The organism is Fretibacterium fastidiosum, from assembly GCF_964642095.1.
GTDB classification, from domain to species: Bacteria; Synergistota; Synergistia; order Synergistales; family Aminobacteriaceae; genus Fretibacterium; species Fretibacterium fastidiosum.
On sequence record NZ_OZ209244.1, the window covers coordinates 2,790,350 to 2,805,360 of the forward strand.

Here is a 15,011-nt window from a genome sequence, read left to right on the forward strand (position 1 = left end):
ATCCTATCGGCGTCACTTCCCCTGTTTTTCTCGATATTCCTTCGCATACCTGCTGTCCATGACGTTCATGCCGAACCACTTTTCGCAGAGCTCGGCGTAGCTGCCATCCTCGATCATCTGCGTCAGGATGCCGTCCGTCAGCTTCAGGAGCGCACGGCCCCGATCGGTGCGGGCAAAGGGGTAAGCGTTGACCTCGACGTAGATCGGGTTTTCCATATCGACGGCCTTGAGCTTCAAACTGGAATTTCTCTTCAACACGTCAAGAAGCTCGACATAAGGGCCAGGATAAGCGTCTACACGGCCTACGGATACCTCCTGAAAAACAAGTTTGTCGGACTCATAGACAGATTTCTTAACCTTGTTCTCCGGATCCAGCGCCGCTATAAACTCGTTCATGGCGCTGCCCTCGGCCAAGGCGATGCTCCTACCCTCCATGTCCTTCCAGGATTTGATTTCATTATTGTCTTCCGCCACGATAATGTAATAAGGACTGAAGAAAAACGGCTGCGTGAAATTATATTTCTGCTGGCGAGCCGGGGTGATGCTGATCTGTTTTGCCACGGTATCGACGCGGTTGAGGTCCAGTTCAGCGAAAGTTGCGGGAAGATCAAGCCTGACAAATTCAATTTCATAGCCGGCCTTCTCGCCAATCAAACGCCAGAGCTCAATCTCAAAGCCAGACCATTCCTGCGTCAACTCATCATACATGGTGAAAGGGGCGTAGGTTCCGGGCGTGGCAACCCGGATGACCCGCTCCGCGTCCTTTTCCGCAGCGGCAGCCACCGCAGCAGTACAGACGACAAAGCCCAATCCCAAGATCAGCGCCGAAAGCAAAGCTTTTTTCATCTTCGTCTTCCCTCTTTTACGACTCGATAATCCTTGCACTTTTTGACAAACAGCATACGAAAAGGGAGCAACCATGGTGAGTCGAGGGAAAAGATAATGGGGATTCTCAAAAAAGAGGAGGCCGCCCATGCGGCCTCCCCCAATCCAAAAAGGACTGCGCGCAAAATAGGCTCGTCAGTCCGCGGAGAGCGAGACTCGGGCGAACGATTCCCCCTGAAAAGGAATTCCACCACGGTATGCATCCCGTGCATCCCGAAAAGCTCCTCAGGTGCATCCGTAGCGTCGCATTCAAGTCCCCTCCTTCCCTATCTCAGAATCTGGAATCAACGGTTCATCGACAAGCCATTTATACCCTACCTGTAAGACAATGTCAAGCAAACCCTTCTTGCATAGAAATGGCAGGGGATTAAAATATGTTTTGTATAAGGTACTCTATGCAGTACGATTGGACGCGCCTTCCATGCTCGTTACCGACACGGACTGGCTTGACCATCACCCCGGGCATCCCGGCCGCCCCGCCTCATCTCTCTAGTCCGCGCCCTTCGGGACGACGAGGTTTTGCCCCTCCGTAAGGCGGCCGTCCTCCATCGTCCAGATTTTTGTCCCGTAGTTCAGGAGTTCCAGTTCGTGCGTGATCATAAGGACAGTCATCCCTTCGGAGTGGACGCGGCGGATCTCCTCCATGACCTCGTGGGACGTCAGGACATCCAAGTCTGCAGTGGGCTCATCCGCGATGAGGAGCCTGGGACCTTTTAAAAGCGCCCGCGCCAGCATTGCACGGCGGGCCTCCCCGCCGGAGAGCTCCCACGGAAACGCATCTCTTCGTGCGGCAATCCCCATCCGGTCAAGCAACTCCAAGGCGTGCCGCTCCCCACCATCAACGCCCTCCTTATTTGGCAAGCCCCCGTCCAGGTAGAGGGGGAGGCGAACGTTGTCCCACACGGAAAGGTGTGGAAGGAGATGGGCGTCCTGCGGAACGTAGCCGATCTGCTCGTTCCGCAGGTGCGCCATTGCGGCGTCGTCCCCGTAGGGAAGCGGAAGGCCATCAAAAAAGGTCTCCCCGGAAAAAGGTGCCAGAAGACCGGACAGCAGATTCACGAGGGTCGATTTTCCACTGCCGGACCGCCCTACGATATGCCCAAAATCCCCCTCGCAAAGGGTAAAGTCGACGTGGTCAACGGCACAGAAATCCCCCACCCCGCGAGGAAAGCGCTTCGTCAGCCCCCTCGTCTCCAGCAGTTTGTTTGAAGATGTCATCGTCGATCCCATCCTATCGGTCTGCTCTCAGGAGCGTCAGCGTTTCTTTCCGGTTCAGTCGTTGTGCGAAGCTCCATCCGGCCATCGGGCCCGTGAACAATGCCAACAGAAGACTACCGATCGCAAGTAGAAAAAACTGCCCCGGGGAGGGGTTGAGAAACGGCATGCCCAAGGAAACGGTCAGCACCCGGTTGAACACAACGCATAAGAAAGCGCTCAATGCCGTTCCCAGGACGGCCCCGGAGAGGCTGACGAGAAACGCCTCAGTCAGGACCAGGCCGCGAAGGTAGCCCCGAGGAGCGCCCATGATCCGCAGGAGCGCGAATTCGCTTTTGCGCTCGTTCATCAGTACCGTGAAGATCAGCTTCAGCACCGCAAAGGAGACGCCCCAGAGGATGACCGAGAGCAACAGGGCATGGACGCGCATCGATTTGAATTTCTCAGTCACACCTCGGACGACGTCCATGGAGCTTATGGCTGTCACACCACTGCCCTTAAGGCGACGGCACAGCTCCCGGGCCACGTCTGCAACGTCGGATTTTTCGTCAACGCGCACCATGACGCTCGATATCGTCGTCGGATCGTTCACCTCGGGGTAATTCAGCCGGAACCTCTCATTCCCCATCAGGTGCCGCGCCGATTCCACGGTGACAAAGGCGGAGCTGTCGAACCCCATCCCCGTTCGCTCAAGGCGCGCGGCCACCCGAAAGGTCTCCCCGAAGAACATCAGCGTCTCCCCCTCCTGGGCGACGATGTTGGCACCCACGACGATGTCGCAGGATTCCAAGGTGCCCTGAAGCTGCCGGGTCACCCAGGGGCGTATGTTGAAATCCGTCTCCGGGTCAAAACCGATGAGTTGGATGGCAAAGTTGCAGCATCCAGCCGAGAGCGTAGCAAGGAAGAGCTGCGGCGACGCGGCGGCGACCCCCGGGGTCGCCGTCACGTCGTTCAGAATGGAAAAGGGCATGTAGAATTTGCTGGGATTTCCTTTGAGGATCGTTCCCTGGACCTGCCCTTCGGTCCCGGAGGGGATCACGAGGATGTCAGCGCCAAGGCGATCCGCCAGGCTGGACATTCCTCTCCCCAGCGACAGGCTCAGATATCCCCCCGTAAAGATGGCGAACGAGAGCAGGGTAACGAGAAACACCAGGCTCTTCGTTCGGGAGGCGCTGTGAGCGACGTTGAGATACGCAAGACGAAAGCGAGTAAGAGGCTTCCGCGTGCGCTCCTCCGCAATTTTGTCTACCATAGCCCTCTCTTATTCCTTTTCGCGGGCTGCGTGAAGAGACAGAAGCGCAAACAGCAGCAGTCCGGCGGACAGCGCGTACAGGACGGGGATGGAGACGGCCTGGCACGGCATCTGCAGGTTCTTGCAGCCTCCGATCAAGCCGCCCGGCAGAGCTGCCGCAAGCAGGGAAAGGCCAGCCAGAGCCTGGGACAGCCCCCTGCGGACGCCCTTATCCTTCTGCAGGAACATGAGGACACCCAGCAGGGCGGCGAGGGCTCCAACCCCCAACTCAGCCATTCCCATCCAATGGCACTTCATCCAGCGCCCGCCATCCGGCAGAGGGCATACCGCTGCGGGCCCCCAAGTGGGCAGGACCGCGATAAGAATTCCAATCACAACGATGACGGCGGCAAACACGTTTCCTTTTTTCATGATGGTTTCCTCTCAATCAAACCTGTGTTTCAGGGTTGGCCCACACTATAAATAGCAACGGGCCCCAGACTCCGCCAAAAATCTTCCTCGTGGGGGAGACTTGTCCTGCAGAAGGACCGCGGAGTTGTCTATCAAGACCACCTCGTCCGATGCGCCGTCCACGCTCCAGCCGTTCTTACGCCTGTACGGAACATGCAGTTTCTACCATCACCTGCGCAGAAGGAGCCATACGGGTCATCAGGACGCACAACACAGACAGCGACCACCGCGTCTTCGGCGTCCGCCTCGATGCAATGGGACAAACAAAAAAATGTGTTCTGCCGGCGTAGAGCAAAATAATGGCGCGAGAAGAGGAAAGAGTATTTGGAAGGAAGAACGCCTCTACAACAAAACAACCCTGCGGACCTCGTACTCAGAAGGAGCCAAAACCCCAGCGGGAACGACCACAGAAATCGCCTCTAAAAAGAGAGGTCGGATCCATCCATGCGCACTCCTCGCAGCAGCACAATGCATCCCCTGCATCGTCGGCTGCGAATCACGTCACAGTGTAACGCATGAAGCCCCTCCTCTCCGAAGGCAGCCCATCTTAGGGCCTAAAATTCAATCCAAAGCAACTTTAACATAAATAACAATGGAGTGTCAAGATCATAAAGAAAGCCCAAATCCACAGGTTGCGATGGCCTTTATGAAGGATAAAATGCGTTGTTGCATAGATTGAGACAATTCCCCTTTTGCGTCCGCCAAGTGCAGCGGCGAACGTGCAAAACCGGTTTCCGACGCACGTTAAAAACTTTGCCCGTGGATTTGGGCTGTTACGTTTGGCTTACAATTTAGAAATCCGTAAAACGATCTCCGTAGTTTGTACGGGCTCTGTGTCACAGGCATCAACAATCCATATAATAATTATAATGAAAACGAATAGAAATCGGGATGTTTTTGTCTCTAAACTTTTTTTTGATCATCTCCTTGTTCGCATCGCTTTCCATTTGATTGATTGTCTGAACGATGCCGTCAACCACATCGGCAAACTGTTCTTGCGGAACCCCTACGGCCATCTCGTCATTCCCCCAGCCTGCGCGATGTCTTGTGCCGATACAAAGCAACGATATGTTAATATCACGTGTAACGTAGGGCCGGGCCGTGCATTCCAAACAGACCGCCTGATTGCCGATCATGTTAATGGAAGCGGGCATGCCATGATGATAAGCATAGCCCTGAATGATCCTCATGCAATTATATGGATTGGCTACAATCAGAACGACATCGGGACGCTTATCCATATCCTCGATTGGCGCCAAGAACAACCCGTATTTGGGCTCTTTTGAATAAGTCAGCCCCTTCCTCACATCTGCGGCCACTTTTTCCGAGTCATACAGTTTCAACCTTGCCCAGTTCTCTCCGTGCGCATTTTTGGGGTCCGAAGGGTCAATCCCCATGACTCTGGGGCCGCTCCTGCAACTGAAATCCTCAGACCTCGCCTTAATGTGTTTCCCTTTTGTTGCCGCAGCAACCATCTGGCAATAGTTGATTGGACGCAGCAAGGGCTTCGCATCTACCGCTTCATATTCTGACACGTCGTTCAGTAGACTGACGCCTACGGCTCTTCTCGAGAGTTCAAGCGCGCAGTACAATTTGTCTGCCCACTCTCTCCAATCGGTTGACATTATTGCTTGACCTGAGCATCGTCAGTGTAGAACTCGAAGACGTTTGGAAATGCCTCATTAATTTTCGCCTGCACATCCGCATTGCGCAGACATTCAGCCATATTCACAGCCCAGTCGGATTCCACGTCGGTGCGGTTTACAGTGATGCCCATGGGGTAATTGATCATGACATTGTCGCGGACAAGATAGACGGAAGGATTTTTTCCAGCAGCAGACATATGTGTAAACCAACAGCATGCTCCTGCCATATCTTCAAGGGCAGTCACCGTCTGAGCCTGTTCCATTTCCACGAATTCAAGATTTTTCGGATTTTCGACGATGTCCGCAACCGTCGCAAACTCGACATCGCCTGCCAGCTTAATGAGCCCGGCCTCCTGAAGGACTTTCAGCGAAACATCCTCGTTTGTAGCGTCGTTCATAACCGCTATCTGCGCTCCGTCAGGAATTTTATCGACCGAATCGTATTTCTCGGAGTAGAGCCCAATTCCGGTGTACATGCCGTACGGCTTTACCATTTCAAGATTCGTGCCGTTGTTTGTGTTGTAACTGTGCACAAATTTCAGCTGTTGTCCGATGGAAACCATCGTCTCGCCAGTGGCACATGCTTCAAGGCACACCGGATTGGAGTCAAACAGAATAAACTTTGTTTTATAACCAAGGCTTTCATACAAATCCTTAAATGCCTCATAGAACACCTGGGAAACGGCAGTACCTGCGATCGTTACCGTCGTTCCCTCCCCAGGTTTTACCGCCTCAGACGAGGCACATTCAGCCGTCAGCCCTACCACCACTGCGAGCGCCATCAATGATGCCATCACTTTCTTTTTCATCATGTTCTCCTTCCGTTATTCAGCAGACGCTATTTTGTATATTCATACAGCCTGCTTCCAATTGTTTGAATCACCAGCACAAGCAATATCAAAATAATTACGATAAAATACATGATCAGGTAGTCAAATCTTTGATAGCCGTATGTCAGGGCAACAGCCCCTAACCCACCTGCACCCACGGCTCCCGCCATTGCCGACGTGTTGAGTATGTTGATCGCCATAATCGTAAAGTTGGAGATGAGAGTCGGCAGGGCCTCGACAAGCATGACCTTAAAGACAATCTGCAATTTCGTGGCCCCTATGGACTGTGCCATACGTATAAGCTGGGGATCAACGGTGTTCAGCGCATTCTCTGTCAATCTGACGGCAAAGGGCGTACTTCCGAGCGTTATAGCAAATATCGCGGCTTTCACGCCAATTCTTGTTCCGATAAAAAAGCGGGTGACAGGTGCAATCGCAACGATCAAAATCATCATCGGGAACGAACGGGTAATATCTGTAATCCTTTCCAATATGGCATGGAACGCCGGATGCGGAGACAGCCCGCTTTTGTCGGTCATTACGAGGATAATGCCGAACATAACACCGAAAATAACCGAGAGCACAAAAGAGATCGTCACCATTACCAACGTTTCCCCGATCGCGGGAATGATCGCCGTTGGCAAATAGCGCATCAGATTTGAATTCTGAAAAGCACGAGTGAACGCTTCCATTAAATCAATATTCCTCCGCAATCCCGTACCTGATTCCCCGATCATCAAGGAATTTTCGACAACTCTCAAAATCATGAATATCTATGGTGAACGATACTTTGCCCTCCTCGTCACCGAGGACAGCCCTCAGTTGTTGCGGCACTTCACGAAAAACTTCTGCCACATTTCCTACAAGCGAGGCTTTCCCACCGTCAATTATTCCCACACGTTCGCAAAACCTGCGTACCACTGCCATTTCGTGCGTCACAATTATAATCGTAATTTTATATTTCTCCCGCAGACTCTCGAGCAGTTCAAGCACGGAGGCGGTCGACCTGGGATCAAGCGCGCTTGTGCATTCATCGCAAAGCAGATACCTGGGATTCAAGGCAAGCGCCCGTGCAATCGCTACCCGCTGTTTCTGCCCGCCGCTTAATTCTGCCGGTCTACTTTTCAGTTTTTCCTGCATCCCCGTTACTTCAGCGAGCTCTTCCACCCGATCCTTAATTTCGGTCTTTGAACACCCCCAGCACTCCATGGGAAAAGAAATGTTATGAAAAACATCCTTTCGTCCGATCAGAGAAAAATTTTGGAAAATCAGCCCCACGTTCTTCCGAAACCTGCGAAGTTCAGCATCAGAAAGAGTCTCGACGCGGACGCCATCCACCACAACGCTGCCTCTCTGGTACTTTTCCAATCCGTTCAGGCAGTTGAGGATCGTGGACTTTCCGACGCCGCTTGGGCCGATGATTCCAAAAGCCTCGTTGTCTGCTATTTTCAGATTGAGGTTATTCAAGACGTCAACGCCATCATAAGATTTGCAGACATTCTCGAACGTTATCATTTGCATTTCTCCTCAAAAACGAGCCGCCGATGATTAAAAAACATGCAAAACCACTGGAGTATTGGTGCGACCGCGCTTTCTTGCGATCTTCAGCTGGCCGCACCGACACATCTCACGTCGCCATGCGCATCATCTCGATGAAGGCGCCAAGGCGGGTTTCGATCTGCCCCCGATCCGACTGGGAGAAGTCGGTGTCGATTCGGAGGTAGGGAAGCCCCAGCTCCTCGTAGACCGTCTTCTTCGTGTTCCAAGCTTCCACGGCGAAGGTGTGGCACCCCTGCAGGACCGCCTCGACCACTCCATCGACCTTGTACTCCGAAACCAGGTGCTTGAGGTCGTCGAACCGTCCCCCGTTGGGCGTCATGACGGAGCAGTTGATCTTCAAATACCGCTCGGCCAGCGCCTCGTAAGGGTCCTTGTCCTCGTCCACCACGAATCGGAGCGTCCTTGGCCCGGCACAATGATCGGAGCAGACGTAGTCGGCCCCCATGTCCTCCATCCTGTGGATCAGCTTCTCGCGCAGCCCCGTGTTGGGGCAGCCCGTAAGGAGGACCCTCGGACGATCCGGCGTCGTCTCGCGGACGCGGTGCCTGAACTCCCTCGTCTTTTCCGCAAGTTTCTCTATCAGGCTGTCGTCCGTAAAGTGAAAGTCGGCGGACTCGGAAACCGTGGTCAGCTCATACCCCGATACGGGGGACGGCTTGGCCTTGGCGACCTCGTAAAGCTCTATCAGCGCCCTCCGCACGCGATTGCGGTAGACGATGGCGTCGTGGAGCTTTTCCTCGGTGATTTCAACGTTTAAGAGGTCCTCCAGAAACCCTGCCGCGAGGCGAACCTCCTCCGTCCAGGATTCTACGGCGAGGGCCTGATCCTTGCCCTGAGGCAGCTTCATGACGTGCACCGGCTTGATCTCGCCCAGGAGCTCGTACATCTTCTTCTTGCCGTCGCAGGTCGTCTCTGCAAGCACCCCGTCGGAGAAGTAGAAGAACGGGCACTGATCGGTCATGGCCAGCCCGTAGCTGGACTTGATCAAGGGGCACAGGGTCTTGGGCAGCCGCGTCTCGGCCTCCAGGATGCCCTGCTCGCTGTTGCCGCAGAGGCCGACGGGGATGGCCCCCGCAGCGTGGATCAACTCGGTCGGGGTGTAGGAACAGAAGGTCCCGACGACCTTCTTCCCCTTCTTCTTTACGTCGTAGAGAGCCAGAAAGGCGTTCCTTCGCTTCTCATCATAGCTCTCAAAGTTTTTTGGCAGCGAAAGCATGTGCTGTGTCCCCCCTTGAACAGATCGATAGACGCAAAAGAGTCGGAACGCTTACGCAGCCCCGCCCCTCCAGAGCTCTCCGATCCAGTTTTCGACCGTCACCTTGCAGGCGAAGCTCCCGGTACCGCGTTCTTCCTCGTCCTCTCCACACGTCTTGCGGAAGGCGTTTTCCTCCGCGGAGAGCCGGGCGGCGATGCTGTCGATGATGAGGCGCTCCTGGTCGTAGTTCTTGAAGGTAAGAGAATCCCTGAAATTTGCCATGTTCAAAACTCCTTTACCGATATTCTGAAAACTCACTCCGAGAACGGTTCTTCGGACTCGCGGAACGCCCGGCGCAGCAGGTCCGTCAGGTCGCCGACGTAATCCTTGAACCGCCTCGAGGAGCGATCGCGCGAACGGGGCATGTCGATCGCGACGTCGGCCAGAAGACGACACCCTCCGGCCCCCATGACGAGCACCCTGTCGCTGAGAAAGACGGATTCGCTGACGTCGTGCGTGACCATCACGACGGTCGCGGCGACCTGGCGCACGAGGAGATCGAGTTCGTTCTGCATGATCTCGCGCATCTGAAAGTCGATGGCCCCAAGCGGCTCGTCCAGCAAAAGCACCTTCGGCCTGCCGGCCAGGGCGCGCACGACGGCGACGCGCTGCTGCATGCCGCCCGAGAGCTGAATGGGATATTTCCCCTCGTGTCCCTTGAGATGGGCCAGCTCGAGTAGCTCGTTCAGCCGCACCTCCTGCTTTTCCCGGGACTCCCCGGCGATCCTCAACGAGTAGAGGATGTTCGACCTGACAGTCATCCACGGAAAGAGCGCGTAGTTCTGGAAGACGTAGCCGCGCTCTACGCCCGGCCCCTCGATGGGCCGCCCTTCCAGCGCGGCCGTCCCCTCCGTGCAGGTCTGGAACCCGGCCAGAATGGTCAGCAGGGTCGTCTTGCCGCACCCCGAAGGCCCCAGCAGTGAGACGAACTGCCCCTTCATCACCTCGAACGAGAGGTCGTCGATGACGGACCGGACGTGTCCGTCCCGGTCCGCGAAGGATTTTTTGACGTGGTCAACGGTCAGGAGCGCCATCTTTGTACCTCCATCCGGTCAGGCTGTGTTCGAGCAGGACGATGCTCTTGTCCATGGCGAACCCCACCAGGGCCGACATGATCATCAGGGCGTACAAAAGAGGCGTGTTCATGCGCACCTGCGCCTCGACCATGATGTAGCCGAACCCCTTGCTGGTGGCGATGAACTCGGCGCAGATGACCGACATCCACGCGCCGCCGAGAGCCAGCCGGCACCCCGTCAGGAAGCTGGGAAGCGCGCCGGGGACGACGACGTCCCTCAGGACCTGCCACGTGCCGGCCCCCATGCACCGCGCGGCGTTCTTGTAGTTGGGGTCGATGTTCATGACCCCGGAGATCGTGTTGATCAGGATGGGGAACACGGCGCTCATGGCGATCATGAAGATGGTCGGCCCGTCCCCGAGCCCAAACCAGATGATGGAAAGAGGCACCCAGGCCATGATGGGGACCTGCCGTATCGAGTTCACGTAGGGAGACAGGGCGACGAGCGCCGTGCGGGAGGAGCCCATGAGGAGCCCCAGCGGCAGCCCGATCGCGACCGCGTAGACGCAGCCCATGAAGACGCGCATGAGGGTGATGCCGAGGTTCGACATCACCTTTTTGTCGAACCACCCGAGGAAGAAGGTCTTCATCGTGACGAGGAAGTCCGGAAGGATCAGGCTGCGATCGATCGCCCTGGCCAGGAAGTACCAGAGCAGGCAGACGACCAGCGTGCCGGCCAGCATGCAGACGAAGCCCTTCCTGCGCCCCATGATGGCGCCCAGGTTCAGCCCTCTTCTGGTGGAAAAGTTGATGCCGGAAGCGTTAACAATTGAACGTTCATTTTGTGCCATGCTCTCGATGTTTCCTCTCCACATTCGACGCCCAGGACCTGCGGAAGCAGCTCTTCGCAGAGAGAAGCCTCCAACCTCCCGACCGTATCGTTGTAATGTCCAACAAATTCTTTGAAATCCGTGCTCCCGATCAGCGCCTCATGGACGACCAAAACCGCGGAGGGAGCGTCGCAGGACAGCGCGCGGTTCCGATACTGCGGAAGCCTGATCGCGTCGGCGGCATCCAGGACGACCGCATCGACGGCTCCACACTCCAGGGCATACGGCAGGGCCGGGGCCGTGATCGGATGCAGCTCTACCTCCTGCCCCAGGTTGGCGAAAACGGCCTGCTTCTGAAGGTCCCGCCCGTTCATGTACCCCACCGTCCGAGGATGCGCCACATCCCTGGCGACCAGCACGTTCGCATTTTTCACCAGCCCACCGAACACCCTGAACGGCACCCCGGAAGCCAGAAACTTTTGCGCCGCATCCGGACACAGCACCGCCATGTCGAAGTCGCCGCCGGCCAGCGCAAACTCGGCCTGGGTTCCGCAGCAGTCGCTGAGCTGGAGAAAGGAGAGCTGCTTCATGCCGACGGAGCTGACCCTTGCGCTGCCGGTCCGGGCGACGTAGGCGACGATCTGTCCGGCCAGGTCCTCGCCGCAGGCGATCATGAGCCTCTCTCCGTGCGGGCGCCGGGCCGGGGCAGCCAGAAAGACGGCCGTCGCCGCCAGCGCCGCACAGAGGATGAGGACGAGCGGAGAGGGGCGTCTATTCAACGATCCCGTCAACCTCGACGGCCTTCGCCCTCCAGTCCTTGTAGCTCATTCCGGTGGGGAACACCGGGTCCACCTTCTCCTGGATGAACCGGTCGAAGTCGATCGCGCCGGAGGCCTCGAAGTAGGAGAGGTCGATGTAGTCGTCCAGGTTCACGGTATTGATGTCGTCGCGGACGTGGTAGTGCCTCATCGTGTCGAGCTGGTTCTGCATGTCCTGGCGGTTCAGCTTCCAGCTGATCGTTCGGCCCTCCTCGTTCAGCTTCTTGTAGAGCGTCATCAGGCCGACCTCCAGGGGGACGTTGTAGTTCTCGGCGAAGATGCGGGCCGCCTTGTAGGGATGCTGATACATGTACTGCACGCACAACGTATGGGCCAGGAGCATCCTGCTGGCGAGCTTCGGGTGCTTTTTGGCGAAGTTGTAGTTCATGCAGACCTTGCAGCACGTCCCATGCCCATTCTTTCGATCCGTGTTCTGGCGGACCATGACCCAGCCCGTCTTCTCGTGCTCGGCCATCGAGCCCCACGGATCGCAGCAGGTGAAGGCGTCCAGCTTGCCGGCAACCATCGAGAAGTAGGCGTCCGCGTCGCTCATCGAGTAGTTCTCGTACTTCTCGATGTCGTTCGGGATCCCCAGCTGATCGGTCCACTCCATCCAGTTCATCGAGTTGGCGGGGTCACCGCCCGCAGCCACCTTTTTGCCGATCAGGTCCTCCGGCTTCTTGATGTTGAAACTGCACACGAGGTACTCCGCGCCACCCGTGTGGTTCTCCGCCGCGATGAAGAGCGGCGTGCCGACCTGCACGGCGCGCAGCGTCGTCGTCCAGCCGGCATAGGCCATATCCATCCGGCCGGCGCTCATGGCCTCGGGGACCTTTCCGTTTCCGGTGATCTCCACCTTCATCCCCAGGGCCTTGAAAATGCCGGAGTCCTTGCCGACACAGGCCGCCGTCATGTGGTCGCAGTTGTAGTACCCCAGGTTGACCGTGTAGTCGGCGTCCTCCTCAGGAAGGGGCTCCAGGTCGTATTGAGCGACCATCTCCGGTACCGGGTCGTCCTTCTCGACCGAGGCGGCCGACAGGCAGCTCGTTCCGAGGACGCAGACCAGGGTCAGGACAAGAGCGCAGAAACAGGACTTTTTGTTCAACTTCAACGTTCATCGCCTCCGGTAGTTTTCAGAAAATCCGCAAAAACAAAAAACAGAAAAAGAAATCAACAGCATCCGTCCATGCCGTCGCCAAAGAGGCTGATCCACTCCCCATCGACGAAGCGAAAGACGGCGTATCCGATGTAAATGCCCTTTTGTCCCGACACCAACAGCTCGACCGGCGGGACCTCGTCGATATCGCGCCACTGCAGCCGACAGTTCTCCAGGGGGGCGCGCACCGGCGCGGAGAGGCGGAACGCGCCGCCGTCGGAGTAGACGGCGACCATATGGTTCTTGTCCCTGTCCTCGCGGTAGACGACCACGAGGTCCTCGATGCCGTCCGCATTGCAGTCCCCGGGCGTCGTCAAAAGGACCTCCCTGTCGGGGAGGCTCTTCCTGAAGACCGCCATCAGGGGATGGCTGGTCACGGGCAGGAAGACGTCCTCCGCTCCGCCGGGCGCCGCGCCCGGGCCAGGAAACGCCAGAAGGAACAGGGCGCAGAGCAGGGCTGCGCCCCACGGGACGAGTCGGGTCATGCCTCCCTCCTGCGCAGGGACCGCCTCCACTGCAGAATCCAGCCGTATCCGCCGATGCAGAGGACGAGGATTGCGCAGAAGACCTTGAACCCATCGGGGAAATCGATGGATATCCTGCTGACGAAATCGATCTTGCCCTGCGAGCGCGTCAGGTCGAAGACCGGCCTGAAGTTGTCCGCCAGGAGGAAGTTCGTGATGTAGCCGAAGGCCAGGCCGAACAGCACGAGCATTCCCGTATAGAGGGTCACCGCCCTTTTGCCGATCAGCCGCCAGATGCTGACCATCTCCGGGAAATTCGTCGCCACGCTCGAAAGGAGAAACGTCACGGCGACGCCGGGTGCCGCACCGGCGCTGACCAGCGCCGCGATGAACGGGATGTGTCCCAGTGCGCAGACGTACATGACGCACCCCAGCAGGGTGATCCCCAACAGCGACACCAGGCGTGGGTCGCTCAGATAGTCGAGGATGAACGACGTGGGGACGACCGTCAGCAGAAGCGCGGCGAACGCGGTGCCGACGACGATGAAGCGGCACGTCTGCACCGCGAGGTCGTTGAATCCCCATTCGATCCCCCCGCGGATGCGCTGCATCAGGGGCGGGAGCGCCGGCCGCTCCTCCCGGGCGGAGGGCGCCGCCGCCAGCCCCGCGGCTGCGGGCGACTGGAGCTCGGGGCCCCCCAGGGCGTTTCCGACGATCCCGATCACGAAGGGGATGACGAAGCCGCTGATCAGGTAGATCGTCGCGATCTGCGGCCCCAGCATCGCATAGGCCAGGATGACCGCCGCCGGGTTGATGATCGGCGTCGCCACCAGAAACGCCAGCGTCGGGCCGAGATAGGCCCCGGAGTAGTACAGGCCTAGGGAGAGCGGCACCACCCCGCAGCTGCAGATGGGGAGCAGCATCCCGGAGATCGTCGCCTTGACGATGGAGGACAGCTTCTTGTTGCCAAGCGACCGCTGCAGCGTCTCCGGACGCAGAACGGCGTGCAGGACGCCGCAGAACAGGAAGCTCAGGATCAGCCACGGTCCGCTGGTCTCCAGCATCCCCCAGGAGTATTGGCAGAACTGCCAGCCGTATTGAAGGAAGAGCCTCATAGCTCCTCGCCGATCGCTTCCGATACGACCTTCTCGATGGTGCGGCGGTTCAGGTCCTCGTAACGGTCCTTTCCGTCGACGATCATCGTGCCGCGGGTGATGGGACCGTACTTGGGCAGGTAGTCGAAATCCTTTCCGGCATAATAGATTTTGAGGTCGATCTTCTCCGGAAAACGCTTCTGCAGTTCGTTGAGAACGTCCACATGGCCGTCGCAACACGGACACGTATTGATAAACTCGACCTTCGTCATGGCAAACCGCCTCCACACAGCGTAATCGTATGCCTATGCATCCAGGAGCTGCGCCAGGAACAGGGCGCACCACGCACACCCCTCCCCTCGTCGAGGTCGCCGAAGGATTAAAAGGGATTTAGAAGGAATGAAAGGGAATGAGAAAAACCGTAAAGGGAATGAGAAGATGGACAAAAGAAGGCCGCTCAAGCGGCCCACTCAAAGGAAAATCGAAAGAGCGACGGCGCACAAAGACGGCGCGTCAGCTCCTGAAGAGCTGGGCCCGAACG

At 57.3% G+C, this 15,011-nt stretch carries 17 protein-coding genes; all 17 read right to left on the minus strand.

Annotated elements, in window-relative coordinates:
• Positions 1-12 precede the first annotated feature (12 nt).
• A complete protein-coding gene (locus ACK28C_RS12515) occupies positions 13-846 on the minus strand; it encodes a transporter substrate-binding domain-containing protein (RefSeq protein ID WP_015556497.1) in 834 nt (277 codons plus the stop codon).
• Between the two features lie 528 nt (positions 847-1,374).
• Positions 1,375-2,103: an ABC transporter ATP-binding protein gene (locus ACK28C_RS12520; protein WP_015556498.1), complete on the minus strand. Its 729-nt coding sequence runs from the start codon at positions 2,101-2,103 to the stop codon at positions 1,375-1,377.
• A gap of 13 nt (positions 2,104-2,116) precedes the next feature.
• Complete coding sequence (locus ACK28C_RS12525) at positions 2,117-3,352, minus strand: ABC transporter permease (protein ID WP_015556499.1); 1,236 nt, start codon at positions 3,350-3,352, stop codon at positions 2,117-2,119.
• A gap of 9 nt (positions 3,353-3,361) precedes the next feature.
• Positions 3,362-3,763 (minus strand): DUF4418 family protein, encoded by a 402-nt coding sequence (locus tag ACK28C_RS12530; protein ID WP_015556500.1) that lies wholly within the window; start codon positions 3,761-3,763, stop codon positions 3,362-3,364.
• An 884-nt stretch (positions 3,764-4,647) separates the two neighbouring features.
• On the minus strand, positions 4,648-5,427 hold the full coding sequence (locus ACK28C_RS12535) for a DUF169 domain-containing protein (RefSeq protein ID WP_208873077.1): 780 nt from the start codon (positions 5,425-5,427) through the stop codon (positions 4,648-4,650).
• Positions 5,427-6,260 carry a MetQ/NlpA family ABC transporter substrate-binding protein gene (locus ACK28C_RS12540; RefSeq protein ID WP_243440602.1) on the minus strand — a complete coding sequence of 278 codons (834 nt, stop codon included), beginning with the start codon at positions 6,258-6,260 and terminating at the stop codon, positions 5,427-5,429. Before ACK28C_RS12540 ends, ACK28C_RS12535 begins: the two co-directional genes overlap by 1 nt.
• A gap of 26 nt (positions 6,261-6,286) precedes the next feature.
• On the minus strand, positions 6,287-7,045 hold the full coding sequence (locus tag ACK28C_RS12545) for a methionine ABC transporter permease (RefSeq protein ID WP_409152275.1): 759 nt from the start codon (positions 7,043-7,045) through the stop codon (positions 6,287-6,289).
• On the minus strand, positions 6,975-7,793 hold the full coding sequence (locus tag ACK28C_RS12550; protein WP_208873079.1) for a methionine ABC transporter ATP-binding protein: 819 nt from the start codon (positions 7,791-7,793) through the stop codon (positions 6,975-6,977). The genes ACK28C_RS12545 and ACK28C_RS12550 overlap by 71 nt, the downstream gene beginning before the upstream one ends.
• Before the next feature lie 112 nt (positions 7,794-7,905).
• Complete coding sequence (locus ACK28C_RS12555) at positions 7,906-9,054, minus strand: double-cubane-cluster-containing anaerobic reductase (RefSeq protein ID WP_015556505.1); 1,149 nt, start codon at positions 9,052-9,054, stop codon at positions 7,906-7,908.
• A 51-nt stretch (positions 9,055-9,105) separates the two neighbouring features.
• Entirely contained in the window at positions 9,106-9,315 is a 210-nt protein-coding gene (locus tag ACK28C_RS12560; protein WP_015556506.1) for a hypothetical protein, read from the minus strand.
• Positions 9,316-9,347: 32 nt separating this feature from the next.
• Positions 9,348-10,127 carry an ABC transporter ATP-binding protein gene (locus ACK28C_RS12565; protein ID WP_015556507.1) on the minus strand — a complete coding sequence of 260 codons (780 nt, stop codon included), beginning with the start codon at positions 10,125-10,127 and terminating at the stop codon, positions 9,348-9,350.
• Positions 10,108-10,959 carry an ABC transporter permease subunit SaoP gene (saoP, locus tag ACK28C_RS12570; RefSeq protein WP_243440603.1) on the minus strand — a complete coding sequence of 284 codons (852 nt, stop codon included), beginning with the start codon at positions 10,957-10,959 and terminating at the stop codon, positions 10,108-10,110. Before saoP ends, ACK28C_RS12565 begins: the two co-directional genes overlap by 20 nt.
• Positions 10,893-11,717: an ABC transporter substrate-binding (seleno)protein SaoB gene (gene saoB / locus ACK28C_RS12575; protein ID WP_243440604.1), complete on the minus strand. Its 825-nt coding sequence runs from the start codon at positions 11,715-11,717 to the stop codon at positions 10,893-10,895. The genes saoP and saoB overlap by 67 nt, the downstream gene beginning before the upstream one ends.
• Entirely contained in the window at positions 11,710-12,867 is a 1,158-nt protein-coding gene (gene saoX, locus ACK28C_RS12580) for an ABC transporter substrate-binding subunit SaoX (RefSeq protein ID WP_243440605.1), read from the minus strand. The genes saoB and saoX overlap by 8 nt, the downstream gene beginning before the upstream one ends.
• 59 nt (positions 12,868-12,926) lie before the next feature.
• Positions 12,927-13,397 carry a Cys-Cys-COOH (seleno)protein SaoC gene (gene saoC, locus ACK28C_RS12585; protein ID WP_015556509.1) on the minus strand — a complete coding sequence of 157 codons (471 nt, stop codon included), beginning with the start codon at positions 13,395-13,397 and terminating at the stop codon, positions 12,927-12,929.
• Positions 13,394-14,491 carry an efflux transporter SaoE gene (gene saoE, locus ACK28C_RS12590; RefSeq protein ID WP_015556510.1) on the minus strand — a complete coding sequence of 366 codons (1,098 nt, stop codon included), beginning with the start codon at positions 14,489-14,491 and terminating at the stop codon, positions 13,394-13,396. The genes saoC and saoE overlap by 4 nt, the downstream gene beginning before the upstream one ends.
• Positions 14,488-14,742, minus strand: a complete 255-nt coding sequence (gene saoT / locus ACK28C_RS12595) for a thioredoxin-like (seleno)protein SaoT (protein ID WP_015556511.1) — start codon at positions 14,740-14,742, stop codon at positions 14,488-14,490. The genes saoE and saoT overlap by 4 nt, the downstream gene beginning before the upstream one ends.
• Positions 14,743-15,011: the final 269 nt, after the last annotated feature.